The organism is Flavobacterium johnsoniae, assembly GCF_030388325.1.
Classification (GTDB): Bacteria; Bacteroidota; Bacteroidia; order Flavobacteriales; family Flavobacteriaceae; genus Flavobacterium; species Flavobacterium johnsoniae_C.
Genome location: NZ_CP103794.1, coordinates 354,292 through 378,867, shown reverse-complemented (window position 1 = coordinate 378,867; position 24,576 = coordinate 354,292). Strand labels below are relative to the sequence as shown.

Here is a 24,576-nt window from a genome sequence, read left to right as displayed (position 1 = left end):
TTTTTAAGATGATAAAGCTAAAAATAAAATCAGGAGATATCGTAAGAGTTATTGCTGGAGACCATAAAGGTGCTGAAGGTAAAGTTTTACGTGTTTACCGTGAGAAAAATAAAGCGATAGTTGAAGGTGTAAACATGGTTTCAAAACATACAAAACCAAGTGCTAAAAACCCTCAAGGTGGTATCGTTAAGAAAGAGGCTTCTATTCAAATTTCTAACATTTCTCTAATTGATCCTAAAACTAAGGAAACAACTAGAGTAGGTATTAGAGTAGAAGGAGATAAGAAAGTAAGATTTTCAAAAAAATCTAATCAAGTACTATAGTAATGGCATATACACCTAGACTAAAAGAAGAGTATAAGAGTAGAGTAATCTCTGCTCTTAAAGAAGAGTTCGGATATACAAACGTAATGCAAGTTCCTAAACTTGAAAAAATCGTTTTGAGCCGTGGAGTTGGTGCAGCTGTATCTGATAAAAAACTTATTGACTATGCAGTTGATGAGTTAACAAAGATCACTGGACAAAAAGCAGTTTCTACAATCTCTAAGAAAGACGTTGCGTCTTTCAAATTGAGAAAAGGAATGCCTATTGGAGCAAAAGTTACTTTACGTGGAGAAAGAATGTATGAGTTTTTAGATAGACTTATTACTTCTGCTTTACCACGTGTTAGAGATTTTGGTGGTATTAAAGCTACTGGTTTCGACGGAAGAGGTAACTACAATCTTGGAGTTTTAGAGCAAATCATTTTCCCAGAAATTGATATTGATAAAGTAAATAAAATTTCAGGAATGGATATTACTTTTGTTACTACTGCAAAAACAGACAAGGAAGCAAAGTCATTATTGGCTGAATTAGGATTACCTTTTAAAAAGAATTAAGACATGGCTAAAGAATCAATGAAAGCCCGTGAGGTGAAAAGAGAGAAAACGGTAGCTAAGTATGCTGAAAAAAGAAAAGCTTTGTTAGAAGCTGGAGATTATGAAGGCTTACAAAGATTACCTAAAAATGCTTCACCAGTTCGTTTACATAATCGTTGTAAATTAACAGGTAGACCTAGAGGTTATATCCGTCAGTTTGGTATTTCGCGTGTAACTTTCCGTGAGATGGCTAATAATGGATTAATTCCAGGAGTTAAAAAGGCTTCTTGGTAATCTCGCAATAAGTTATTACTTTTGCAAACCAAAAAATAATTTTTAATTGATTAAAGGTTCGGGAAACGGGTGTTTCCCGAAAACCATAATCGCAATCAAATACATATGTATACAGATCCTATTGCAGATTATTTGACTAGAGTTCGTAACGCTGTGGCTGCAAACCACAAAGTTGTTGAAATTCCAGCATCTAATCTAAAGAAAGAGATAACTAAGATCTTATTTGATCAAGGTTACATCTTAAGTTACAAATTTGAGCAGAATACTGTACAAGGTTCTATCAAAATTGCTTTAAAGTATGATAAAGATACTAAAGAGCCTGTAATTAAAGATATCCAAAGAATTAGTAAACCTGGTTTACGTAAGTACGCAGGTGCTGCCAAATTACCTAGAATCCTTAACGGATTAGGAATTGCTATTGTTTCTACATCAAAAGGTTTGATGACTGGAAAACAAGCTAAGCAATTAAATGTAGGTGGTGAAGTAATTTGTTACGTATACTAATTTTAAACACTAGATAAGATGTCAAGAATAGGTAAAAGCCCAATTGTAATCCCTGCTGGTGTAACTGTTGAAGTTAAAGACGGTATTATTACAGTAAAAGGAAAAAAAGGTCAACTAGTTCAGGAGTTTTCGGACGTAAATGTAACTGTTGAAGGCGATCAAGTTTTAGTAGAAAGATCGTCTGATCATAAAGACCATAGAGCAAAACACGGATTATACAGATCATTAGTTAATAATATGATTGTTGGTGTATCTGAAGGTTTTACTAAAGAACTAGAATTAGTTGGAGTTGGTTATAGAGCTTCAAACCAAGGTCAAAAATTAGATTTAGCTCTTGGATATTCTCACAATATTGTTTTAGAAATTGCTCCAGAAGTATCTTTAGAAACAATATCTGAAAAAGGTAAGAACCCTATCGTAAAATTAACATCATTTGATAAACAACTTTTAGGTCAAGTTGCTGCGAAAATCAGAGGTTTCCGTAAGCCAGAGCCTTACAAAGGAAAAGGTGTTAAATTTGTGGGTGAAGTATTAAGAAGAAAAGCAGGTAAATCAGCTTAAAAGATAAGATTATGTCATTAACAAAATCTGAAAGAAGACAGAGAATTAAATTCAGAATTAGAAAATCGGTTAGTGGTTCAGCTGCAAGACCTAGACTTTCTGTTTTTAGAAGTAATAAAGAAATTTACGCTCAAATTATTGATGATGTAAATGGAGTTACTATATTAGCTGCATCTTCAAGAGAAAAAGAAATAGGAAAAGGTACTAACGTTGAAATCGCTGCTGCTGTTGGAAAATTAGTTGCAGAGAAAGCGTTAAAAGCTGGGATTGATACCATCACTTTCGACAGAGGTGGATATTTATATCACGGTCGTATTAAATCATTAGCAGAAGGCGCAAGAGCCGCTGGACTTAAATTCTAATATATTATGTCTAAATACAAAAATGTAGAATTGGTAAAACCTAGTGGTCTTGAACTTAAAGATCGTCTAGTTAGTGTGAATCGTGTTACTAAAGTTACAAAAGGAGGTAGAGCTTTCGGTTTTTCTGCTATTGTAGTTGTAGGTGATGAAAATGGAGTAGTTGGTCATGGATTAGGAAAATCTAAAGACGTTTCTGAAGCAATTGCGAAAGCAGTAGAAGATGCTAAGAAAAACTTAGTTAGAATTCCTTTGAATGGACAATCAGTTCCTCACGAACAAAAAGGTAAATTTGGTGGTGCACGTGTATTCTTAATTCCAGCATCTCATGGTACTGGAGTTATTGCTGGTGGAGCTGTTCGTTCAGTTCTTGAGTCAGTAGGTATTCACGATGTGTTGTCTAAATCTCAAGGATCATCAAATCCACATAACGTAGTAAAAGCAACTTTTGATGCTTTATTGCAAATGAGAAGCGCTCATACAGTTGCAAAACAAAGAGGTGTTTCTTTAGAGAAAGTTTTTAAAGGTTAATTAGGAAATTATGGCTAAATTATTAGTAAAACAAGTAAGAAGCAAAATCAACTGCCCTCTTTCTCAAAAAAGAGGATTGGAAGCTTTAGGTCTACGTAAAATTGGACAAGTTGTGGAGCATGAGTCAAATCCTGCTATCCTTGGGATGATAAACAAAGTTAAACACTTAGTTTCTGTTGAAGAAGCTAAATAACAAATACTGTTATGAATTTAAGTAACTTACAACCTGCTGAGGGGTCTACACACAATCAAAATAAAAGATTAGGTAGAGGAGAAGGTTCTGGTAAAGGTGGTACTGCTGCACGTGGACACAAAGGAGCAAAATCTCGTTCTGGTTATTCTAAAAAGATTGGTTTTGAAGGAGGTCAAATGCCACTTCAAAGACGTGTACCTAAGTTTGGTTTCAAAAACATCAATCGTAAAGAATACGAAGGTGTTAATTTAGATACTCTTCAATTATTAGTTGATAACGGTGTAATTACTGATTCTGTTTCAATGACAGATTTCGTAGCAAATCGTCTAGCTACTAAAAATGAAATCGTTAAGATTTTAGGTAGAGGAGAATTGAAAGCAAAATTAAAAGTAACTGCCCACAAATTTACTGCTACTGCAAAAGCTGCTATTGAAGCTGCTGGTGGAGAAGCTGTAACTATATAACTTATCTATTAAGATGAAGAAATTTATTGAATCAATAAGTAATGTTTGGAAAATCGAAGAACTAAAAAATAGAATCTTAATTACATTAGGATTACTTTTAGTATATCGTTTTGGAGCACACGTTACGCTTCCTGGAATTGACGCAACGCAATTGACTGGTTTAGCGGGACAAACTAAAAATGGTCTAGGATCTATTCTAGACATGTTCACCGGGGGTGCTTTCTCTAAGGCTTCAGTTTTTGCCTTAGGTATCATGCCTTATATTTCTGCGTCTATTGTTGTTCAGTTGATGGGAATTGCGATTCCATATTTACAAAAACTTCAAAATGATGGAGAAAGTGGTAGAAAAAAGATTAATCAAATCACTCGTTGGTTGACAATCGCTATCACATTGGTTCAAGGTCCAACTTATATCTATAATTTATACAGAACATTGCCTAGTAATGCATTTTTGCTAGGCTTTAATTCACCTGAATTTTTGTTCTCGTCTGTTATAATCTTGGTTACAGGTACAATTTTTGCTATGTGGCTTGGAGAGAAAATTACAGATAAAGGTATTGGAAATGGTATTTCATTGTTAATTATGGTTGGTATTTTAGCTCGTTTACCGCAAGCTTTTATCCAAGAGTTTACAACTCGTGTTACCAATAACAATGGAGGTCCAATGTTATTAGTTATTGAAATTATTGTGTGGCTATTAGTAATTATTTCTTGTGTATTGCTTACAATGGCAGTACGTAGAATCCCAGTTCAATACGCTCGTCGTACAACAACTGGTGATTATGAGCAAGATTTAGCAGGTGGTAATAGACAATGGATTCCTCTTAAGCTTAATGCTTCTGGAGTTATGCCAATCATTTTTGCTCAGGCAATTATGTTTATCCCTGCGGCTGTAGCTGGGCTGTCTAAATCAGATACATCACAATCAATTGTTGGTGCATTTAGTAATATGTTTGGTTTCTGGTATAATTTTGTTTTTGCAACTTTAATTATTGTATTTACATTCTTTTATACTGCAATCACTGTACCTACTAACAAAATGGCTGATGATTTAAAGAGAAGCGGTGGTTTTATTCCTGGGGTTCGTCCTGGTGCTGAAACTTCTGATTTCCTTGATAAAGTGATGTCTTTAATAACTTTCCCAGGATCTTTATTCCTTGCTTTGATTGCTGTGTTCCCAGCTATTGTTGTAAGTATTATGGATGTACAACAATCTTGGGCGATGTTTTTTGGGGGTACCTCATTAATAATTATGGTTGGAGTTGCAATAGATACTATTCAACAGATCAATTCATACTTGTTAAACAAACATTATGATGGTTTAATGAAGACTGGTAAAAATAGAAAAGCGGTAGCTTAATATATTTATGGCAAAACAATCAGCAATAGAACAAGACGGATCAATTATTGAAGCATTATCAAATGCAATGTTCCGTGTAGAGTTAGAAAATGGACATATCGTAATTGCTCATATTTCTGGAAAGATGCGTATGCATTACATCAAATTATTACCTGGTGATAAAGTGAAACTAGAAATGAGTCCTTATGATTTGTCAAAAGCAAGAATTACTTATCGATATTAAAGGATATTCAATATGAAAGTTAGAGCATCAGTAAAAAAGAGAAGTGCCGAGTGCATTATCGTGCGTAGAAAAGGGAGACTGTACGTAATAAACAAAAAGAATCCTAGATTTAAACAAAGACAAGGATAATTATGGCAAGAATAGCAGGGGTAGATATCCCAAAAAACAAAAGAGGTGTTATCGCACTTACTTATATCTTCGGATTAGGTAGAAGTAGAGCTATTGAGATTTTAGAAAAAGCTCAAGTTAGCCAAGATAAAAAAGTTCAAGATTGGAATGATGATGAGATCGGAGCAATTCGTGAGGCAGTTTCATTTTACAAAATTGAAGGAGAATTACGTTCTGAAATTTCTTTAAACATTAAACGTTTAATGGATATTGGATGTTACAGAGGTATTCGTCATAGATCTGGTCTTCCATTAAGAGGACAAAGAACTAAAAACAACTCAAGAACAAGAAAAGGTAAAAGAAAAACTGTTGCTAACAAGAAAAAAGCAACTAAATAATAAGTAATATGGCTAAAGCAACTGCAAAAAAACGTAAAGTTATCGTTGAATCAACGGGTGAGGCTCATATTTCTGCCACTTTTAATAACATTATTATTTCTTTGACTAATAAGAAAGGTGAAGTTATCTCTTGGTCTTCAGCTGGTAAAATGGGTTTCAGAGGTTCTAAAAAGAACACTCCTTATGCAGCTCAAATGGCAGCAGAAGATTGCGCTAAAGTAGCACTTGAGGCAGGACTTAAAAAAGTGAAAGTTTATGTAAAAGGACCAGGTAACGGACGTGAGTCTGCTATCCGTTCTATTCATAACGGTGGAATTGAAGTTACTGAGATTATCGACGTTACTCCAATGCCGCACAACGGATGTCGTCCTCCAAAAAGACGTAGAGTTTAATTTTTTATTTTTATAGTATAAACAAGGTAGAACATAGATTATCGAAGGATTAGACCTGAATTCATAATTTCTACCTTAAAATTTTTTTTAAAATGGCAAGATATACTGGTCCTAAAACCAAAATCGCTCGTAAATTTGGCGAGGCAATCTTCGGAGATGATAAATCTTTCGAAAAAAGAAATTACCCACCTGGACAACACGGGATGGCTAAAAAAAGAGGAAAAAAATCTGAGTATGCTGTTCAGTTAATGGAAAAGCAAAAAGCTAAATATTCTTATGGAATTTTAGAGAAACAATTCAGAAATTTATTCGAAAAAGCATCAGCGACTAAAGGAGTTACTGGTGAAGTTTTATTACAATTATGCGAAGCAAGATTAGATAATGTTGTTTTTAGAATGGGAATTGCTCCATCTAGAAGAGGTGCGCGTCAAATCGTTTCTCACAGACACATTACTGTAAATGGAGAGGTTGTTAATATTCCTTCTTACCACCTTAAGCCTGGTGATAAAGTTGCAGTTCGTGAAAAATCTAAATCTTTAGAAGCTATCGAACGTTCTTTATCAAATTCAAGTCATGTTTATGAATGGATTACTTGGAACAATGATCTTAAAGAAGGAACTTTTGTTTCTGTTCCTGCAAGACTTCAAATTCCAGAAAACATTAAAGAACAATTAATCGTAGAGTTGTACAACAAATAATAATTGACTTAGTCGAAATTTATGGCAATATTTAATTTTCAAAAGCCCGATAAAGTTATCATGATCGATTCAACCGATTTTGAAGGTAAATTTGAGTTTAGACCTTTAGAACCTGGTTACGGATTGACAGTTGGTAATGCACTTAGAAGAGTTTTGCTTTCAGCATTAGAAGGTTATGCAATTACATCTGTTCGTATCGAAGGTGTAGATCATGAGTTTTCTACTATTTCAGGTGTTGTTGAAGATGTTACCGAAATTATCCTTAATCTAAAACAAGTACGTTTCAAACGTCAAATTGAAGATATCGATAATGAATCAGTTACTATTTCTGTTTCTGGTAAAGATCAATTAACAGCAGGTGATTTTCAGAAATTTATTTCAGGTTTTCAAGTTTTGAATCCAGACCTTGTAATCTGTAACTTAGATTCTAAAATCAAATTGAATTTCGATTTAACTATCGAAAAAGGTAGAGGATACGTGCCTGCTGAAGAGAACAAAAAACAGAATGCTGCAATTGGAACGATTTTTACAGATTCTATTTTTACTCCGGTAAAAAATGTAAAATATGCAATCGAAAACTTCCGTGTAGAGCAAAAAACAGATTACGAAAAATTAGTTTTTGAAATCAAAACTGATGGATCTATTAATCCAAAAGATGCTCTTACTGAGGCTGCTAAAGTTTTAATTCACCATTTCATGTTGTTTTCTGATGAAAGAATTACACTTGAGGCTGACGAAATTGCACAAACAGAATCGTATGATGAAGAGTCATTGCATATGAGACAATTGCTTAAAACTAAGCTTGTTGATATGGATCTATCTGTAAGAGCATTAAATTGCTTGAAAGCGGCTGAAGTTGATACACTTGGTGATTTAGTATCGTTCAATAAAAATGACTTAATGAAGTTCCGTAACTTCGGTAAAAAATCTTTAACTGAGCTTGATGAGCTTGTTGCGGTTAAAAATTTAACTTTCGGAATGGATTTAGCTAAATACAAATTAGATAAAGAATAATTTACTTCATATTTTGCTCTCCATAGTGGATCGTAGCAAGATGAAGATAAAAAAAACACGTCATGAGACACGGAAAAAAATTCAACCACTTAAGCAGACAGACTGGACATAGAAAAGCTATGTTGGCTAATATGGCTTGTTCTCTTATTGAGCACAAACGTATTAACACTACTGTTGCTAAAGCTAAAGCGCTTAAACAATTTGTTGAGCCTTTAATCACAAAATCAAAAGAGGATACGACTCACAATCGTCGTATTGTTTTTGCTTACTTGCGCAGTAAATATGCAGTAACTGATTTGTTCAGAGATGTAGCTGCTAAAGTTGGAGACCGTCCAGGAGGATACACTCGTATCATTAAAGTTGGAAATCGTTTGGGAGATAATGCTGATATGGCAATGATCGAACTTGTAGATTTCAATGAACTTTACAATGGAGGTAAAAAAGAAGTTAAAAAAGCTAAAAGCCGTCGTGGTGGTAAAGCTAAAAAAGCTGAAACTGCTGCTCCAGAAGCTCCTGCTGCTGAAACAGAAACGACTACTGAAGCTTCTGAATAATTATGAGAGTAATCATTCTATAATATTAAAGGATAAACTAATTTTTAGTTTATCCTTTTTTTTTGATTTTTTTAAGCCTAAAGAAATGTAACTTATTTAAAATGATAGGTTTTATTTTTACGAATGAAAGTTTTAAAAAATCTTGGAAGAGCTTCTATAAAGAAGTAAATTTGCAAAATATCTAATTACATTTAAAAACCGCTTTTTAGGTTTTTACACTTGATAAAAAAACAATACAAATTAAATAATGAAATACACAACACGAAAAAGCGCCATTTTATTACTTAGTGATGGAACAATTTTTCACGGAAAATCTATCGGAATTAGCGGTAAAACTTTTGGTGAAGTTTGTTTTAATACCGGAATGACAGGTTATCAGGAAATTTTTACTGATCCTTCTTATTTCGGTCAAATTATGGTGGCTACAAATACACATATCGGAAATTACGGTGTTAATGAGTTAGAAGTAGAATCTGATAGTATTAAAATTGCTGGTTTGGTTTGTAAAAACTTCAGTTTTAATTATTCTAGAGTAAATGCTTCTGAAAGCTTGGAAGATTATTTTGCTAAACAAAATTTAATCTGTATTTCTGATGTAGATACTCGTGCACTTGTAAGTTACATTCGTGATAATGGTGCAATGAATGCGGTGATTTGTACAGATGGTACTTCAATAGAAGATTTGAAAAAAGAATTAGCAAATGTGCCAAATATGGAAGGTCTGGAGTTGGCTTCTAAAGTTTCAACTACTGAGCCATATTTTTTCGGTGACGAAAATGCTACTTATAAAATTTCTGCTTTAGATCTTGGGATTAAAAAGAATATTTTAAGAAACTTGGCTAAAAGAGATTGCTACATTAAAGTTTACCCTTATAACTCAACATACAAAGATATGTCTGAGTTTAATCCTGATGGTTATTTCTTGTCAAATGGGCCTGGAGATCCAGATCCTTTGTTTGGAGCTATCCAAGTTGCTAAAGAAATATTAGCAGACAATAAGCCGCTTTTTGGAATTTGTTTGGGACATCAAGTTATTGGTTTGGCAAATGGTGTTGAGACTTATAAAATGTTTAATGGGCATCGAGGTATTAATCATCCTGTAAAAAACATTATTACTGGTAAAGGAGAAATAACCTCTCAAAACCACGGATTTGCTGTTAAAAAAGAACAATTGGATAATCATCCAGAATTGGAAATTACACATGTGCATTTAAATGACGGTACTGTAGCTGGAATGAGAATGAAGAATAAGAATTGTTTCTCAGTTCAATATCACCCAGAAGCAAGTCCAGGACCACACGATTCATCATATTTGTTTGATCAATTTGTGGAGAACATCAAAACTGCTAAAGCCTAAAACGATGTAGTTAATAAATAAAGATGTTTAATATCTAAAATGCGTTTATAGTATTAAATATTTTTATAATTTCGAAAAAAAAATATAATTTATTAATAAAAAACAAAAATAATGAGTATTATAATTAAAGTTCACGCAAGACAAATTCTTGATTCTAGAGGTAATCCTACTATTGAGGTAGATGTAGTAACTGAAAATGGAGTTTTAGGTAGAGCTGCGGTTCCATCTGGAGCTTCAACTGGAGAGCACGAAGCTGTTGAATTACGTGATGGAGGTAAAGCTTATCTAGGTAAAGGTGTTTTGAATGCAGTGAATAATGTAAATACTGTTATTGCTGAAGAATTAGTTGGAACTTCTGTTTTCGAACAAAACACAATTGACCAATTAATGATTGATTTAGATGGAACTCCAAACAAATCTAAATTAGGAGCTAATGCTATTTTAGGTGTTTCTTTAGCTGCTGCTAAAGCTGCTGCTAATGAATTAGGATTGCCATTATACAGATATGTTGGTGGTGTTTCTGCTAACACATTGCCAGTTCCAATGATGAATATCATCAATGGTGGTTCTCACTCTGATGCGCCTATCGCATTTCAAGAGTTTATGATTTTCCCTGTAAAAGCAACTTCTTTTACACACGCTATGCAAATGGGAACTGAAATTTTCCACAGCTTGAAAAAAGTATTACATGATAGAGGTTTAAGTACTGCTGTTGGTGATGAAGGAGGTTTTGCTCCTAACTTGGCTGGTGGAACTGAAGATGCTTTAGATACTATTAAATTGGCAGTTGAAAAAGCAGGATATACTTTCGGAGACGAAATTATGATTGCTCTTGACTGTGCTGCTTCTGAATTTTATGTAAACGGAAAATACGATTATACTAAATTTGAAGGAGAAACTGGAAAAATCAGAACTTCTGAAGAGCAAGCAGATTATTTAGCTGAACTTGCTGCTAAATATCCAATTATCTCTATCGAAGACGGTATGTACGAAGATGACTGGGATGGATGGAAAGCTTTAACTGAAAAAATCGGTGATAAAGTTCAATTAGTTGGAGATGATTTGTTTGTAACTAACGTTGCTCGTTTGTCAACTGGAATTGAAAAAGGAATTGCTAATTCAATCTTAGTAAAAGTGAACCAAATTGGTACTTTGACTGAAACTATTGCTGCTGTAAACATGGCTAAAAATGCTGGTTATACATCTGTAATGTCTCACCGTTCTGGAGAAACTGAAGATAATACAATTGCAGATTTAGCTGTAGCGTTAAACTGTGGTCAAATTAAAACAGGTTCTGCTTCTCGTTCAGATCGTATGGCTAAATACAATCAATTATTAAGAATTGAAGAAGAATTAGGAAGTACTGCTTACTTCCCTGGTTTAAAAGCTTTCAAGATTAAATAATCATAAGAGTTATATTAAGACAAACCATTCATTTTTTAATGAATGGTTTTTTTTTGGAGTTTTAACAAATTCATAGCAGTATTCTTTTTTTAATTAGTCTTAAATTCATTAGATTTGGTAAATTATTATTTAAAGAATTATTTCCAAGATATTATGTCAAAAATAGCTACATTAGAAATAGATGGTAAAAAGATTGAACTTCCGGTAATCACAGGAAGCGAAAACGAATCAGCTATCGATATTAACAAATTACGTGATTTAACAGGTGTTATTACAATTGATCCAGGTTATAAAAACTCTGGTTCTTGTAAAAGTGAAATCACATTCTTAGATGGAGAAGAAGGAATTTTACGTTACAGAGGATATGCAATCGAAGACTTAGCAGAAAAAGCTAGTTTCTTAGAAGTTTCTTATCTTTTGATTTTTGGAGAATTACCTACTACTGCTCAATTAGAAGATTTTGAAAATGGTATTAAAAAACATTCTTTGGTAAACGAAGAAATGAAAAATATCATTGATGGTTTTCCTAAAACAGCGCATCCAATGGGGGTATTGTCAGCTTTAACAAGTGCTTTAACAGCATTTAACCCTAAAGCTGTAAATGTTGATAACGAAAAAGAAATGTACGAAGCTATTTGTAAAACAATGGCTAAATTTCTTGTAATTGCCACATGGACTTACAGAAAGTCAATGGGATATCCATTAAACTATTATGATAACACAAAAGGTTATGTAGAAAGTTTTATGCAATTGATGTTTAAATTGCCAACTGGACCTTACACAGCAAACCCAGTTATCGTAAATGCATTAGATAAATTATTTATTCTTCATGCTGATCACGAACAAAACTGTTCTACTTCTACAGTAAGAATGGTAGGTTCTTCTCACGCAGGTTTATTTGCTTCAGTTTCTGCAGGAGTTTCTGCTTTATGGGGACCTCTTCACGGTGGTGCAAACCAAGCGGTACTTGAAATGCTTGAAGAAATTAACAAAGATGGTGGAGACACTGATAAGTTTTTAGCGAAAGCGAAAGATAAAAATGATCCATTCCGTTTAATGGGATTCGGACACAGAGTTTACAAAAACTTCGATCCAAGAGCTAGAATTATTAAAAAGGCGGCAACTGAAGTATTAGAAACTTTAGGTGTTGAAGATCCGATTTTAGATATTGCTAGAAAATTAGAAAAAGCAGCTCTTGAAGATGATTACTTCAAATCAAGAAACTTATATCCTAATGTTGATTTCTATTCTGGAATTATCTACAGAGCTTTAGGAATTCCAACTGATATGTTTACAGTAATGTTTGCTATCGGAAGATTACCAGGTTGGATTGCGCAATGGAAAGAAATGCGTGAAAATAAAGAGCCAATCGGAAGACCAAGACAAATCTACACTGGACACCCATTAAGAGAGTTCAAGTCTAATAAATAAAAAACGAAAGCTTCACTTAACTGTGAAGCTTTTTTTATATTTGCTCAAAATATTATAATGTTATGTTGCAATTAAATGTAAAGAACGAAACATCTAGGCTTCGGGCTGTTGTTTTGGGTTCTGCTGTTCATAATGGGCCTACTCCAACTTTAGAGGAAGCTTATGATCCTAAATCATTGGAACATATTAAGGCAGGAACTTACCCTTTAGAAAAAGATATGGTTCCTGAAATGGATGCTTTTAATGCTGTTTTCCAAAAATATAATGTAACGGTGTATCGTCCGGAAATGATAGAAAATTACAATCAGATTTTTGCAAGAGATATTGGTTTTGTAATTGATGATGTTTTTGTGAAATCTAACATTCTTCCAGATAGAGAACGTGAATTAGATGCTATTCAATACGTGATCGATAAAATTGATCCTAAAAAAGTGGTTCGTCCTCCTGAAGAAGTTCATATTGAAGGAGGAGATGTTATGCTTTGGAATGATCATATTTTTATTGGTACATATAAAGGAAGTGACTATAAAGATTATATCACTGCAAGAACCAATATGCATGGCGTTAATTATATAAAAGAATTATTTCCGAACAAAATCGTTAAAGAATTTGATTTGGTTAAATCTAAACTGGAAGCTCGTGATAATGCTTTGCACTTAGATTGTTGTTTTCAGCCTGTTGGAAAAGATAAAGGAATTATCTATAAAAGAGGTTTTAGAGAAGAAGCAGATTATCGTTATTTAGTGAAACTTTTTGGAAAAGAAAATCTATTTCATATCGAAAGAAATGAAATGTATAATATGTTTTCAAATGTGTTTTCAATTGATGAAAATGTTGTTGTTTCGGAGAAAAATTTTACTCGTTTGAATAACTGGCTTCGCGAAAATGGTTTTACTGTAGAAGAGATTCCATACGCTGAAATTGCAAAACAAGAAGGATTGTTGAGATGTTCAACTTTACCATTAATTAGAGATTAAAAAAAAAGTTTTTGAATTTCAATTTTCAGATTTCAAGTTTTAGAAGACGTGAAGCCTGAATTTTGAAACCTGAAACTTGAAAAAAAATATAAAAAATGAAACAAACTACTAATGCTATCGTAATGATTCGTCCAGTTGCATTTCGAATGAATGAACAGACGGCTGTAAATAATTATTATCAAAAAGTATTAGACGGACTTTTGCCAAGTACGGTTAATGCTAAAGCGCAACAGGAATTTGACACTTTTGTAGAAAAATTGAGAGTAGTTGGTGTAGATGTTACGGTTGTGGATGATAATTTGGAAACTGATACTCCAGATAGTATTTTTCCAAACAATTGGGTTTCATTTCATGAAAATGGAGATGTCGCTTTATATCCAATGTTTGCCGAAAATCGCCGTCAAGAACGTCGCGAAGATATTTTGGATACTTTGGAAGAAAAAGGATTTGAAATTACCAATATAATGGATTATACTTCGGCTGAAGAAGATGGTATTTTCTTGGAAGGAACAGGTAGCTTATTATTGGATCGTGCAAATGGAAAAGCATATTGTGCTTTATCACCAAGAGCAGATGAAGAATTGTTTATAGAATTCTGCGAAGATTTTGATTATGCACCAGTTATTTTTGAAGCATTTCAAACTGTTGATGGAGAAAGAAAACTGATTTATCATACGAATGTGATGATGTGTCTGGGTGAAACTTTTGCGGTTATTTGTGCAGATTCTATTGATGATAAGAAAGAACGCAAAATGGTTCTGGATAATCTTAAACAAGACGGAAAAGAAATTATCTTAATTACAGAAGCTCAAGTAAATAATTTTGCAGGAAATATGCTTGAGGTTAGAGGTGAAGATGATAAACGATATATTGTAATGAGTGCTTCTGCTCATCAAAGTTTAACTCCAAAACAAATAGCTCAATTAGAAAATCATGCTGAAATTTTAAGTTCTAGTTTAGATACAATTGAAGCTTGCGGAGGGGGAAGCGCGAGATGTATGATGGCCGAAGTTTTCTTGCCAAGAAGTTAAAATAAAAGATTTAATAAAAACAAAAGGGATAAAATCATATTAAGATTTTATCCCTTTTGTTTTTTAATATTCTTCTAGTTAAAAATTTCCTTTGATAATATTTACAAGCGCACTTACGATATATTGAATTCCGATAGAAATAACTATAAAACCAACAATTCTAGAGATAGCAACAATTCCTGAAGCACCTAAAATTCTAGCTAAATAATGAGCGCTTTTTAGAATAGCAAAAATGGCAACAGCAATTGCAAGAATTGCTAATGAAGAAATTATGATTTCGTTTAACTCGTGATGTTCCTGATAAAAAGCAATTAAAAGAGACATTGATCCAGGGCCGGCAAGCATCGGAATTGCAAGTGGTGTAAGGGCAATGTCGTTTCGTTGTTGTGCTTCATTTTCAATTTTTTTATTGATTCCGCGTTTTTTATTGAATTTCCCAGAAAGTAAAGAAAACCCAGAATTTACAATTACAATTCCGCCGGCAATTCTCAAAGCGTCAATGCTAATTCCGAAAAAAGTTAATACATATTGTCCAATAAAATAAGACACCAATAAAATGATAAAAACATTAATGGCTGTCCAGAGAGAAATTCTAGATCTTTCTTTTTGAGAATCGTGTTGCGTTAATCCGACGAAAATAGGGACGGTTCCAATTGGGTTTAGTACAGAAAATAAAGCAGCAAATAAGTAAATAAATAATTCCATATAAATTTGGGTTAGTGAAGTAAAAGTAGTTAATTTTTGATGTTTTTAAGTGAAATAATGTTAGGATAATGTTTTGAATGTTACAGATTATGAATCAAACACATAGCGTAAAATGGTACTTTTTGATTACTTTTGCAGTCTAAATAAAAAAAATGAAAAGTAAAAAAACATTAGTTATAGGAGCATCTACAAATCCAGAGCGTTATTCTTATAGAGCTGTAAATATGTTGGTTGGAAAAGGACATTCAGTTTTGGCTATAGGTCAAAAAGCGGGAGAGGTTGCTGGAGTAAAAATTCAGACTAAAGCAATTCCAGTTAAAAATATTGATACAATTACTTTATATCTTAATCCTGCTCGCCAAAGAGATTATTATAATTATATCATTGAAGCGCAACCTAAAAGAGTAATTTTTAATCCAGGTACAGAAAATCCAGAGTTGTATCAGTTACTAGAATTAAACGATATTCAGGTTGAAGTTGCTTGTACTTTAGTTTTACTGGCTACGAGTCAATATTAAAAACAGAAAAACTTAGCAAAATTTATATAATTGACAGTTTGTAATTCTGTTTTTAAGAATAAATCAGGAATGGTAATAAACATTGAATTTAATTGCCATCATGCGGGCTAAACCATTAAAAGTATTACTTTTGTCGTCATGGAATTTTCATCAAAATTAATTGAAAAAGCAGTTAACGAAATGTCTCAATTGCCTGGTATAGGTAAACGTACAGCACTTCGTTTGGTTCTTCATTTGTTAAAACAACCAAAAGAACAAACTTCTTTTCTGTCTCAGGCGTTAATTAATATGCGTGAGGATATTAAGTTTTGCGAAAACTGCCATAATATTTCGGATACTAAAATTTGCGAAATATGTGCCAATATTGCACGAAATCACGAAACGATATGTATTGTTGAGGATGTTCGAGATGTAATGGCAATCGAAAATACAGGTCAATATAAAGGTATTTATCATGTTCTAGGCGGTAAAATTTCGCCTATCGAAGGTGTAGGGCCAAATCAATTAAATATTTCAAGTTTAGTAGATAAAGTTAAATCTGGAAAAGTGGTTGAAATTATTTTTGCGCTAAGCTCTACAATGGAGGGCGATACAACCAATTTTTATATCTATAAACAAATTGCAGATTCTGAAATTATTATTTCAACAATTGCAAGAGGAATATCTGTTGGTGACGAACTTGAATATGCAGATGAAGTCACTCTCGGAAGAAGTATTCTTCATCGGGTTCCTTTTGAAAAAACGTTTAAAAATAATTAACTAAACCCCAAATAAAATTTAGGTTTTTCTAAGCAATTCGAGAAAAACTATATTTGCTATAAAATTTGACTGATGACAAAAAACAGCTTTTATTTATTGTTACTAATTTCGGTATTATTTACTTCATGTATACCGATGAAAGATCTGGTTTATCTTCAAGACAAAAATACTTCGAGTGAGCAGAATACAATTGCTTCAGTAGAAAACAAGCCATATAGAGTACAAGTTAGTGATGTTATAAGTATTGATATAAAAGCTATAGACCCGAAGCTGGTTTCTATTTTTAATAAAACAAATGTAGAAGTTGAAACAGGAAAATCAGACTCGTCTTTGTATTTTGACGGATTTACAGTTGATGATCATGGAAATATTAGAGTGCCAATTTTAGGAGAGATAAATGTTATCGGTTATACACTCGAGGAAATTAGGGGAATAATTGAAAAAAAATTACTTGAGGAATATTTTAAAACAGATGCAAATATTTTTGTAACCGTAAAATTAGCTGGTTTTAGTTATACCATAAATGGCGAGGTTGGTAGTACAGGAACAAAAACGTTATATAAAGATAAAGTAACTATTTTAGAGGCTATTGCAAATTCGGGAGATATTACAGTTGTTGGTAATAGAAAAGAAGTAGCTATAATCCGTCAGACTCCAACTGGGGTTCAAATGCATGATATTGATCTTACAGATCGTAATGTGATGAAATCTCCTTATTACTATCTACAGCCGAACGATTATATTTACGTAAAGCCATTGAGACAGAAAACTTGGGGAACAGGCCAAACAGGAATCCAGTCAATAGGAACAATCATAACATTATTGTCTTTAGCAACAACGGTTTACCTTATTATTAGAAATTAAAAAGATTTGAAAAATGTTAGATATTAAAGATTTTTCCATTTTTGAAAATCATGCCAATTTTGATTTCAAAGGTCTTTTATTGAAGATTGTTAGTTATTGGAAATGGTTTCTGATCAGTTTGATTATTGCCTTTACTATTGCTTATCAAATAAACATTCGTAAAGAAAAAGTTTACGCAATGGATACCATGATTTCTATTAAAGAAGAAAGTAATCCCTTCTTTACCTCAAATACGAGTCTGGTTTTTAATTGGGGAGGCGTATCGGATCAAGTTAATGGAATTTCGACAATTCTTAAATCAAGATCTCATAATGAATTGGTTGTAAGTAAACTTCAATTTTATATTAATTATTTAGAACAAGGGAAATATAATTTTATTGACTCTTACGGGGCGGTTCCTTTTTATGTTGATATTGATAAATCGAAAGGACAAATTGCTGGCACATTAATAAAGATTACATTTTTAAGTGAAAATCAGTATAAGATTAGCATTCCTTTTGAAGGTAATTCTGTGTCACTTATAACATACACTACTAATACATATAGCTCTACTTCTGTTCAGCCTGGAGATTTTTCTAAAACATATAAAGTTGGTGATCAAGTTAATTTGCCTTTTTTAAATTGGAAGCTGCAAATAACAGATAATCCTGGTTTTTATAAAGGAAAAGAATATTATGTTAGATTTAATGATTTTGACGGAACTGTTGCTGGCTATAGAGGAATAGGTGTTGATGGAGATAAAAATGGAGGATCAATTTTAACTTTGTCAATGCAAGGAGGTAATAAAGCAAGAATGGTTGATTATCTAAATGCGACCGTAAAAATGCTTATTAAAATACAGCTTGACGGCAAAAATCAATTTGCAACAAATACTATTAGGTTTATAGATAGTACTTTGGTTGCAATGGAATCCCAATTAAAGCAAACGGGAAATGAGCTAAAAACATTTCAAAAAGATAAGAATATTTATCAAATCGAAGATGGAGGAGCTAGGGTTTCTGAGAAAATAATGACTTTTGATGTTGAAAAAGATCAAATTACTCGAAAAATAGCATATTACAATTCATTAAAAGCCTATTTAAATAGTAGTACCGATTATTCAAGACTTCCGGCGCCTTCTGTGGCAGGAATTGAAGATCCAAATATCGTATCAAATGTTTCAAAATTAATAGCACTTTCTACACAAAGATCTGAAATGGCTTATGCTGTAAAAAGCGAAAAAATATTTAAGGATTTTGATAATCAAATGGTAGCCATAAAAAATGTGCTCCAAGAAAATATTGCTTCAGCAAAAGTTTCATTGCTTTCTGATTTATCAATGATAAATGCTAAAATCGGTCAAGCCGAAAGCACAGTAAAAAAGCTTCCTGAAGAACAGCAAGAGTTATTAAAAATCAAGCGTAAATATGATTTGAATGATAATATTTACACCGAATTTCTTCAAAAAAGAAATGAAGCAGAGATTGTAAAAGCGTCTAATTTGTCTGATATTCATTTTATAGATCCGGCAAAAGATATTGGCGGAGGATTAATTGGTCCTAAAACTTCAGCAAATTACATTCTGGCTCTATTTCTAGGAATATTAATTCCTTTATTGTTCGTTTTTGGAATTTTCTTTATAAATAACTCCATTCAAAATACTGACGATATCAGTAAATTAACTCAAATACCGTTGCTTGGTATAATTGGTGTTAATAAAAGCGATGTTAGTTTAGCTGTATTTGATAAACCAAAATCTGCATTATCAGAGGCTTTTCGTGGAATTCGTTCTTCATTACAGTTCTTGTATAAAAAACAGCAAGTTAACGGTTCTAAAACTTTAATGATTACTTCATCAATAAGCGGAGAAGGAAAAACATTTTGTTCTATAAATATTGCGACCGTTTTTGCTTTAAGCGAAAAGAAAACAGTAATTGTTGGTTTAGATTTAAGAAAACCAAGATTGGCAGACGAATTTCAGTTAACTTCTTCTTTAGGTGTTGTTAACTATCTTATCAGACAAAATAGTTTGGAAGAAATTACAAATTCGACTATTGTTCCAAATTTAGATGTCATTCTCTCTGGACCAATTCCGCCAAATCCTTCGGAGCTTATTCTTGGAGAATCAATGAAAGAGTTAATTGACGAATTGAAGCAGAAATATGATTATATAATTTTGGATACGCCACCAGTAGGTTTGGTTGCAGATTCTTTAGAATTAGATCAGTTTGCAGATGTTACATTATACATCGTTAGGCAAAATTATACGAAGAAAGAAATGATTACGTTGTTAAACACCAGAATGAAACGTGGAGAGTTAAGCAATGTTAGTATTGTCTTGAATGGCTATGAAAACAAGGCGAAATATGGAGCAGGTTATGGCTATGGTTATGGCTACGGATACGGAGCATATGCAAATGGTTATCATGAAGAAGAAAGCAAACTTGGCTTTTGGAAAACACTTTTAAATAGATTTAGAAAAAACTAATCTTTGAATAAATGGAAAACGTGGTGAAAAGAACAATTTTAATTACCGGAGGTGCTGGTTTTATCGGTTCAAATTTAACGGAGTATTTTTTAGGATTAGATTATAAAGTGGTTTGTTTGGATAATTTTTCTACTGGACATCGCCATAATTTGAGAGATTTTCTAGAGAACCCAGATTTTAAATTAATTGAGGGCGATATTCGAAATCTTAACGATTGTGCTTTAGCTGTTGAAGGAGCAGATTTTGTTTTACATCAAGCAGCTTTAGGTTCGGTTCCTAGATCGATAAAAGATCCCATTACAACAAATGATGTTAATGTTTCCGGATTTTTAAATATGTTAACGGCGGCCCGCGATGCTAAAGTTAAACGTTTTGTTTATGCCGCTAGTTCATCAACTTATGGAGATTCGCAAGGATTGCCTAAGGTAGAAGAGGTTATCGGAAAACCATTATCTCCATATGCAATTACTAAATATGTAAACGAATTGTATGCTGAGATTTTCAGTAAAACTTACGGATTAGAAACTATTGGACTTCGTTATTTTAATGTTTTTGGAAGAAAGCAAGATCCTAACGGAGCATACGCAGCGGTTATTCCGAAATTTGTGAAGCAGTTTATGAGTTATGAAAGTCCAGTGATTAATGGAGATGGAAATTATTCTCGCGATTTTACTTATATCGATAATGTAATTCAGATGAATGAACTGGCTATCACTTCCCAAAATCCAGAAGCAATTAATACAGTTTATAATACTGCTTTTGGTGATAGAAATACATTAAATGACTTAGTGAAATATTTAAAACAATATTTATCTGAATTTGATTCGAAAATAAATGACGTGCAAGTTATATATGGAGAAAATAGAGCAGGCGATATTCCTCATTCATTAGCAAGTATAGAAAAAGCAAAAAAAATGCTGGGTTATAATCCTAAATACTCTCTTCAAGAAGGTTTGAAAGAAGCAGTTGGATGGTATTGGAATAATTTAAAATAAAATAAAGATCAAGATAATAATAGATCAAATGAAAATTACAAAAATTTGCTGCATAGGCGCAGGATATGTTGGCGGGCCTACAATGGCAGTTATTGCTCAAAAATGTCCAGATATTCAAGTTACAGTTGTTGATTTAAATGAACAAAGAATTGCAGATTGGAATGATCCAAATCCAGAAAATATTCCAATTTACGAGCCAGGTCTTTCAGAAATAGTTTCGCAAGCGAGAGGACGCAATTTGTTTTTCTCAACAGATGTTGACAAAGCAATAGATGAAGCGCAAATGATATTTATTTCGGTAAATACGCCAACGAAGACTTATGGAAAAGGAAAAGGAATGGCAGCCGATTTAAAGTATATTGAATTATGCGCAAGACAAATTGCACGAGTTGCAAAACAAAATAAAATTGTAGTAGAAAAATCGACTTTGCCAGTTCGAACAGCAGAAGCGATTAAAAGTATATTAGATAATACTGGAAATGGAGTTCAATTTCAGATTTTATCAAACCCCGAATTTTTGGCAGAAGGTACAGCTGTAACAGATTTGTTAAACCCAGATAGAATTTTGATTGGTGGCGATACAACTCCAGAAGGTGAAGAAGCTATAAATGCATTGGTTGATGTTTATTCAAATTGGGTAAGCAAAGATCGAATTTTAACAACAAATGTTTGGTCTTCAGAATTGTCAAAACTTACCGCAAATGCTTTTCTGGCACAACGTATTTCGTCAATAAATGCAATGTCAGAATTGTGTGAAAAAACGGGAGCAAATGTTTCTGAAGTCGCAAAAGCAATTGGAATGGACAGCAGAATTGGAGCTAAATTTCTAAAAGCATCAGTTGGTTTTGGTGGATCTTGCTTTCAAAAAGATATTTTGAATTTAGTTTACATCGCAAAATCATACGGATTAAATGAAGTAGCTGATTATTGGGAACAAGTTATTATTATGAATGATCATCAGAAAAGAAGATTTTCTAATAAAATTGTTCAAACATTATATAATACTGTCGCAGATAAAAAAATTGCATTTCTTGGTTGGGCTTTCAAAAAAGACACCAATGATACAAGAGAATCTGCTGCTATTTATGTTGCAGACGATTTAATAAACGAACAAGCTAAGATTTCAGTTTACGATCCAAAAGTGGCAAGAAATAAAATGATTAGTGATTTGGATTATTTGGAAACAAGAACAAGTCAAGAAAATTCATCTTATTTAGAAGTATTGAGTACTGCTTATGAGGCTTGTAAAGATGCACATGCTGTTGCAGTTCTAACAGAATGGGATGAATTTACGACTTACGATTGGAAGAAAATTTACGATTCAATGCACAAGCCGGCTTTTGTTTTTGATGGAAGAAATATTCTGGATGCAAAGCAATTAGAAGCAATTGGTTTTATTTACCACGGAATAGGTTCTTAATTTAATTGGTAGTGAGGTAAAGTTAAAGTAAAGTGGTGTGAAAATGTGAAGTAGTAAGTTAGTTTTACTTCGTTATAAATAAAAAAATGAATTGGTACGTAGTTTATACAAAACCGAAATGGGAAAAAAAAGTTGCCGATAAGCTCCAACAATTAGGAATAAAGTGTTATTGTCCTTTAGTTACTCAGGTTAAACAATGGTCAGACAGAAAGAAGAAAGTAGAAGTGCCGCTTTTTAATTCTTATGTTTTTGTTCAAATAGCAGATACAGAAAGAAGTTCGGTTTTTCAAGTTGCGGGAGTAATTCGATATTTATTTTGGCTTGGCAAACCAGCTATTGTAAAAGATGAAGAGATTAACATTATTAAAACAAATCTTGAATCTCCAAATATTAGTGATGTTTCAGTTTCAACTTTACAAGTAGGGGATAAAATCAAATTAGAATCGGGGGCATTTAGTAATCAAAGTGCAATCGTACAAGAAGTATCTAATAATTATTATACTCTTGTGTTAGAAACTTTAGGTTGTGTTTTGAAAATAAAATATAAATAACCTCGTTATTTAATAGGAAAATGGCAGAAGAGAAAGTCTTTTTAGATTTTTTTCTTCTGTTTTTTTTATAAAGTAATTATTTACACCCTGATTAATAAGGTGTTGTGCATGAGTGTGTTTTTGTTAACAATTTGTTTTTGATGATTACGGGAAACCGTATTGAATAAGTTGACTTATTGTACTATATTTGCCGAAAATGATTAATTTAGGTAGCTGAGACCAATATTGGGACTCGGAACGGCGAAGCCGTGAATTTTAACAACAGAATTAAATTGAAAGTAAAATTGGAAAATATAAAGATTGCAGTTATTGGTTTGGGTTATGTTGGGCTTCCTTTGGCTCGCCTGTTCTCTACAAAATATTTAGTTGTAGGTTTTGATATTAACGAATCAAGAGTTACTTCTTTGAAATCAGGAACAGATACTACTTTAGAAGTTGAAGATGATATTTTGCAAAAAGTTCTCATAAATAACAACAATGAAGATAAAGGATTGTATTGTACGACATCTTTAAAAGATATAGAAGATTGTAATTATTACATAATTACAGTCCCTACGCCAGTTGATAAAAATAATAAACCTGATTTAACTCCATTATATAAATCTAGTGAAGCAGTTGGAAAAGTGCTAAAGAAAGGTGATATTGTTATTTATGAATCTACAGTTTACCCAGGTGTAACAGAAGAAGAATGTGTGCCAGTTTTAGAACAAGTTTCGGGTCTCAAATTTAATGAAGATTTTTTCGCAGGATACTCACCAGAACGAATTAATCCTGGAGACAAGGAACATACGGTTGAAAAAATTCTTAAAGTTACTTCGGGATCTACTAAAGAAATAGGAGAAAAGGTAGATTCTTTATATAAGTCAGTTATTATTGCCGGAACATATTTAGCACCAACAATAAAAGTTGCCGAAGCAGCAAAAGTGATTGAAAATTCTCAACGTGATATTAATATTGCTTTTGTTAACGAGCTTGCTAAAATTTTCAATTTAATGGGGATCGATACTCAAGAAGTATTAGCAGCAGCTGGAACAAAATGGAATTTCTTACCTTTTAAGCCTGGTTTGGTTGGAGGACATTGCATAGGTGTAGATCCATATTATTTAGCACAACGCGCACAAGAGTTTGGGTATCATCCTGAGATAATTCTAGCAGGTAGACGTTTGAACGACAGTATGGGAGAATATGTAGCTTCTCAAGTAGTGAAATTGATGATAAAAAAAGGAATTTCAGTTAATGGCGCAAATCTCTTAATGTTAGGAATAACTTTTAAAGAAAATTGTCCAGATGTTCGAAATACAAAAATTGTCGATGTTGTTAAAGCATTACATGAGTATGGGATTAAGGTTGCAATATTTGATCCCTTAGCAGATGTTGAAGAGGTTAAAAAAGAATATAAATTGGAAACTGTAAATGTTTTACCAGAAATAAAATTTGATGCGATTGTTTTAGGCGTAGCACATACAGAATTTTTAAGCTTAGATTTTTCACAATTGCAAAATGATAATAGTTTATTATATGACGTAAAAGGAATTTTAAATGGCATAGCTGATAATAGACTTTAATGTTTAAAATCTTTTAGTTTGAA

General features: G+C 32.7%; 31 protein-coding genes. 30 read left to right on the top strand and 1 reads right to left on the bottom strand.

All coding sequences use genetic code 11. The features are described 5' to 3' along the window. The first annotated feature begins 8 nt into the window (after positions 1-8). The 22 genes from rplX (at position 9) to ctlX (ending at position 14,709) form a co-directional block, all read left to right on the top strand. Positions 9-323 (top strand): 50S ribosomal protein L24, encoded by a 315-nt coding sequence (rplX, locus tag NYQ10_RS01825; RefSeq protein WP_007803650.1) that lies wholly within the window; start codon positions 9-11, stop codon positions 321-323. Between the two features lie 2 nt (positions 324-325). Further along, positions 326-877 carry a 50S ribosomal protein L5 gene (rplE, locus tag NYQ10_RS01820; RefSeq protein ID WP_012022484.1) on the top strand — a complete coding sequence of 184 codons (552 nt, stop codon included), beginning with the start codon at positions 326-328 and terminating at the stop codon, positions 875-877. A 3-nt stretch (positions 878-880) separates the two neighbouring features. Next, positions 881-1,150 (top strand): 30S ribosomal protein S14, encoded by a 270-nt coding sequence (rpsN, locus tag NYQ10_RS01815; RefSeq protein ID WP_008464305.1) that lies wholly within the window; start codon positions 881-883, stop codon positions 1,148-1,150. Between the two features lie 105 nt (positions 1,151-1,255). Further along, positions 1,256-1,654: a 30S ribosomal protein S8 gene (gene rpsH / locus NYQ10_RS01810; RefSeq protein WP_008464306.1), complete on the top strand. Its 399-nt coding sequence runs from the start codon at positions 1,256-1,258 to the stop codon at positions 1,652-1,654. Between the two features lie 18 nt (positions 1,655-1,672). Then, the gene (rplF, locus tag NYQ10_RS01805; protein WP_276172072.1) at positions 1,673-2,215 is read left to right on the top strand and encodes a 50S ribosomal protein L6; all 543 of its coding nucleotides are present in this window, start codon (positions 1,673-1,675) and stop codon (positions 2,213-2,215) included. A gap of 11 nt (positions 2,216-2,226) precedes the next feature. Continuing rightward, entirely contained in the window at positions 2,227-2,577 is a 351-nt protein-coding gene (gene rplR, locus NYQ10_RS01800; RefSeq protein ID WP_109190655.1) for a 50S ribosomal protein L18, read from the top strand. Between the two features lie 3 nt (positions 2,578-2,580). Continuing rightward, a complete protein-coding gene (gene rpsE, locus NYQ10_RS01795) occupies positions 2,581-3,105 on the top strand; it encodes a 30S ribosomal protein S5 (RefSeq protein ID WP_085949269.1) in 525 nt (174 codons plus the stop codon). A 10-nt stretch (positions 3,106-3,115) separates the two neighbouring features. Further along, positions 3,116-3,298, top strand: a complete 183-nt coding sequence (rpmD, locus tag NYQ10_RS01790) for a 50S ribosomal protein L30 (RefSeq protein ID WP_008464315.1) — start codon at positions 3,116-3,118, stop codon at positions 3,296-3,298. A gap of 11 nt (positions 3,299-3,309) precedes the next feature. After that, positions 3,310-3,762: a 50S ribosomal protein L15 gene (gene rplO, locus NYQ10_RS01785; RefSeq protein ID WP_109190654.1), complete on the top strand. Its 453-nt coding sequence runs from the start codon at positions 3,310-3,312 to the stop codon at positions 3,760-3,762. 13 nt (positions 3,763-3,775) lie between these two features. Then, positions 3,776-5,122 (top strand): preprotein translocase subunit SecY, encoded by a 1,347-nt coding sequence (gene secY / locus NYQ10_RS01780; RefSeq protein WP_007803669.1) that lies wholly within the window; start codon positions 3,776-3,778, stop codon positions 5,120-5,122. Positions 5,123-5,129: 7 nt separating this feature from the next. Beyond that, a complete protein-coding gene (gene infA / locus NYQ10_RS01775) occupies positions 5,130-5,345 on the top strand; it encodes a translation initiation factor IF-1 (protein WP_007136545.1) in 216 nt (71 codons plus the stop codon). Between the two features lie 12 nt (positions 5,346-5,357). Continuing rightward, positions 5,358-5,474, top strand: a complete 117-nt coding sequence (ykgO, locus tag NYQ10_RS01770; RefSeq protein ID WP_002987490.1) for a type B 50S ribosomal protein L36 — start codon at positions 5,358-5,360, stop codon at positions 5,472-5,474. A gap of 2 nt (positions 5,475-5,476) precedes the next feature. Then, the gene (gene rpsM, locus NYQ10_RS01765) at positions 5,477-5,851 is read left to right on the top strand and encodes a 30S ribosomal protein S13 (RefSeq protein WP_229354985.1); all 375 of its coding nucleotides are present in this window, start codon (positions 5,477-5,479) and stop codon (positions 5,849-5,851) included. A gap of 8 nt (positions 5,852-5,859) precedes the next feature. Beyond that, positions 5,860-6,243: a 30S ribosomal protein S11 gene (rpsK, locus tag NYQ10_RS01760; protein WP_026727866.1), complete on the top strand. Its 384-nt coding sequence runs from the start codon at positions 5,860-5,862 to the stop codon at positions 6,241-6,243. A gap of 92 nt (positions 6,244-6,335) precedes the next feature. Beyond that, positions 6,336-6,941 (top strand): 30S ribosomal protein S4, encoded by a 606-nt coding sequence (gene rpsD / locus NYQ10_RS01755; protein WP_008464326.1) that lies wholly within the window; start codon positions 6,336-6,338, stop codon positions 6,939-6,941. A 21-nt stretch (positions 6,942-6,962) separates the two neighbouring features. Beyond that, on the top strand, positions 6,963-7,955 hold the full coding sequence (locus tag NYQ10_RS01750; RefSeq protein WP_008464329.1) for a DNA-directed RNA polymerase subunit alpha: 993 nt from the start codon (positions 6,963-6,965) through the stop codon (positions 7,953-7,955). Between the two features lie 62 nt (positions 7,956-8,017). Beyond that, the gene (rplQ, locus tag NYQ10_RS01745; protein WP_095931493.1) at positions 8,018-8,509 is read left to right on the top strand and encodes a 50S ribosomal protein L17; all 492 of its coding nucleotides are present in this window, start codon (positions 8,018-8,020) and stop codon (positions 8,507-8,509) included. Between the two features lie 247 nt (positions 8,510-8,756). Further along, positions 8,757-9,866, top strand: coding sequence for a glutamine-hydrolyzing carbamoyl-phosphate synthase small subunit (carA, locus tag NYQ10_RS01740; RefSeq protein ID WP_289878659.1), 1,110 nt, complete (start codon positions 8,757-8,759; stop codon positions 9,864-9,866). A 111-nt stretch (positions 9,867-9,977) separates the two neighbouring features. Then, positions 9,978-11,270 carry a phosphopyruvate hydratase gene (eno, locus tag NYQ10_RS01735; RefSeq protein WP_229354983.1) on the top strand — a complete coding sequence of 431 codons (1,293 nt, stop codon included), beginning with the start codon at positions 9,978-9,980 and terminating at the stop codon, positions 11,268-11,270. 153 nt (positions 11,271-11,423) lie between these two features. Beyond that, entirely contained in the window at positions 11,424-12,701 is a 1,278-nt protein-coding gene (locus tag NYQ10_RS01730) for a citrate synthase (RefSeq protein WP_289878658.1), read from the top strand. 62 nt (positions 12,702-12,763) lie between these two features. After that, positions 12,764-13,678 (top strand): dimethylarginine dimethylaminohydrolase family protein, encoded by a 915-nt coding sequence (locus NYQ10_RS01725; protein ID WP_289878657.1) that lies wholly within the window; start codon positions 12,764-12,766, stop codon positions 13,676-13,678. Positions 13,679-13,773: 95 nt separating this feature from the next. After that, positions 13,774-14,709, top strand: coding sequence for a citrulline utilization hydrolase CtlX (gene ctlX, locus NYQ10_RS01720; RefSeq protein ID WP_289878656.1), 936 nt, complete (start codon positions 13,774-13,776; stop codon positions 14,707-14,709). A 78-nt stretch (positions 14,710-14,787) separates the two neighbouring features. Here the strand turns inward: ctlX and NYQ10_RS01715 are convergent, their stop codons facing one another. Beyond that, positions 14,788-15,414 carry a MarC family NAAT transporter gene (locus NYQ10_RS01715; protein WP_179002214.1) on the bottom strand — a complete coding sequence of 209 codons (627 nt, stop codon included), beginning with the start codon at positions 15,412-15,414 and terminating at the stop codon, positions 14,788-14,790. Positions 15,415-15,566: 152 nt separating this feature from the next. Here NYQ10_RS01715 and NYQ10_RS01710 point away from each other — a divergent pair, with 152 nt between their 5' ends. The 8 genes from NYQ10_RS01710 to NYQ10_RS01675 all read left to right on the top strand — a co-directional run bounded on the left by NYQ10_RS01710 (position 15,567) and on the right by NYQ10_RS01675 (position 24,553). Next, positions 15,567-15,932 carry a CoA-binding protein gene (locus NYQ10_RS01710; RefSeq protein ID WP_289878655.1) on the top strand — a complete coding sequence of 122 codons (366 nt, stop codon included), beginning with the start codon at positions 15,567-15,569 and terminating at the stop codon, positions 15,930-15,932. Between the two features lie 138 nt (positions 15,933-16,070). Next, a complete protein-coding gene (gene recR / locus NYQ10_RS01705; RefSeq protein WP_289878654.1) occupies positions 16,071-16,691 on the top strand; it encodes a recombination mediator RecR in 621 nt (206 codons plus the stop codon). Between the two features lie 72 nt (positions 16,692-16,763). Further along, positions 16,764-17,555: a polysaccharide biosynthesis/export family protein gene (locus tag NYQ10_RS01700; protein WP_289878653.1), complete on the top strand. Its 792-nt coding sequence runs from the start codon at positions 16,764-16,766 to the stop codon at positions 17,553-17,555. A 13-nt stretch (positions 17,556-17,568) separates the two neighbouring features. Further along, complete coding sequence (locus NYQ10_RS01695) at positions 17,569-20,022, top strand: GumC family protein (protein WP_289878652.1); 2,454 nt, start codon at positions 17,569-17,571, stop codon at positions 20,020-20,022. 11 nt (positions 20,023-20,033) lie between these two features. After that, on the top strand, positions 20,034-21,017 hold the full coding sequence (locus NYQ10_RS01690; RefSeq protein WP_289878651.1) for an SDR family oxidoreductase: 984 nt from the start codon (positions 20,034-20,036) through the stop codon (positions 21,015-21,017). 28 nt (positions 21,018-21,045) lie between these two features. Beyond that, positions 21,046-22,437 (top strand): UDP-glucose 6-dehydrogenase, encoded by a 1,392-nt coding sequence (locus NYQ10_RS01685; protein WP_289878650.1) that lies wholly within the window; start codon positions 21,046-21,048, stop codon positions 22,435-22,437. Between the two features lie 86 nt (positions 22,438-22,523). Continuing rightward, complete coding sequence (locus NYQ10_RS01680) at positions 22,524-22,988, top strand: UpxY family transcription antiterminator (protein WP_289878649.1); 465 nt, start codon at positions 22,524-22,526, stop codon at positions 22,986-22,988. Between the two features lie 284 nt (positions 22,989-23,272). After that, the gene (locus tag NYQ10_RS01675; RefSeq protein ID WP_289878648.1) at positions 23,273-24,553 is read left to right on the top strand and encodes a nucleotide sugar dehydrogenase; all 1,281 of its coding nucleotides are present in this window, start codon (positions 23,273-23,275) and stop codon (positions 24,551-24,553) included. Positions 24,554-24,576: the final 23 nt, after the last annotated feature.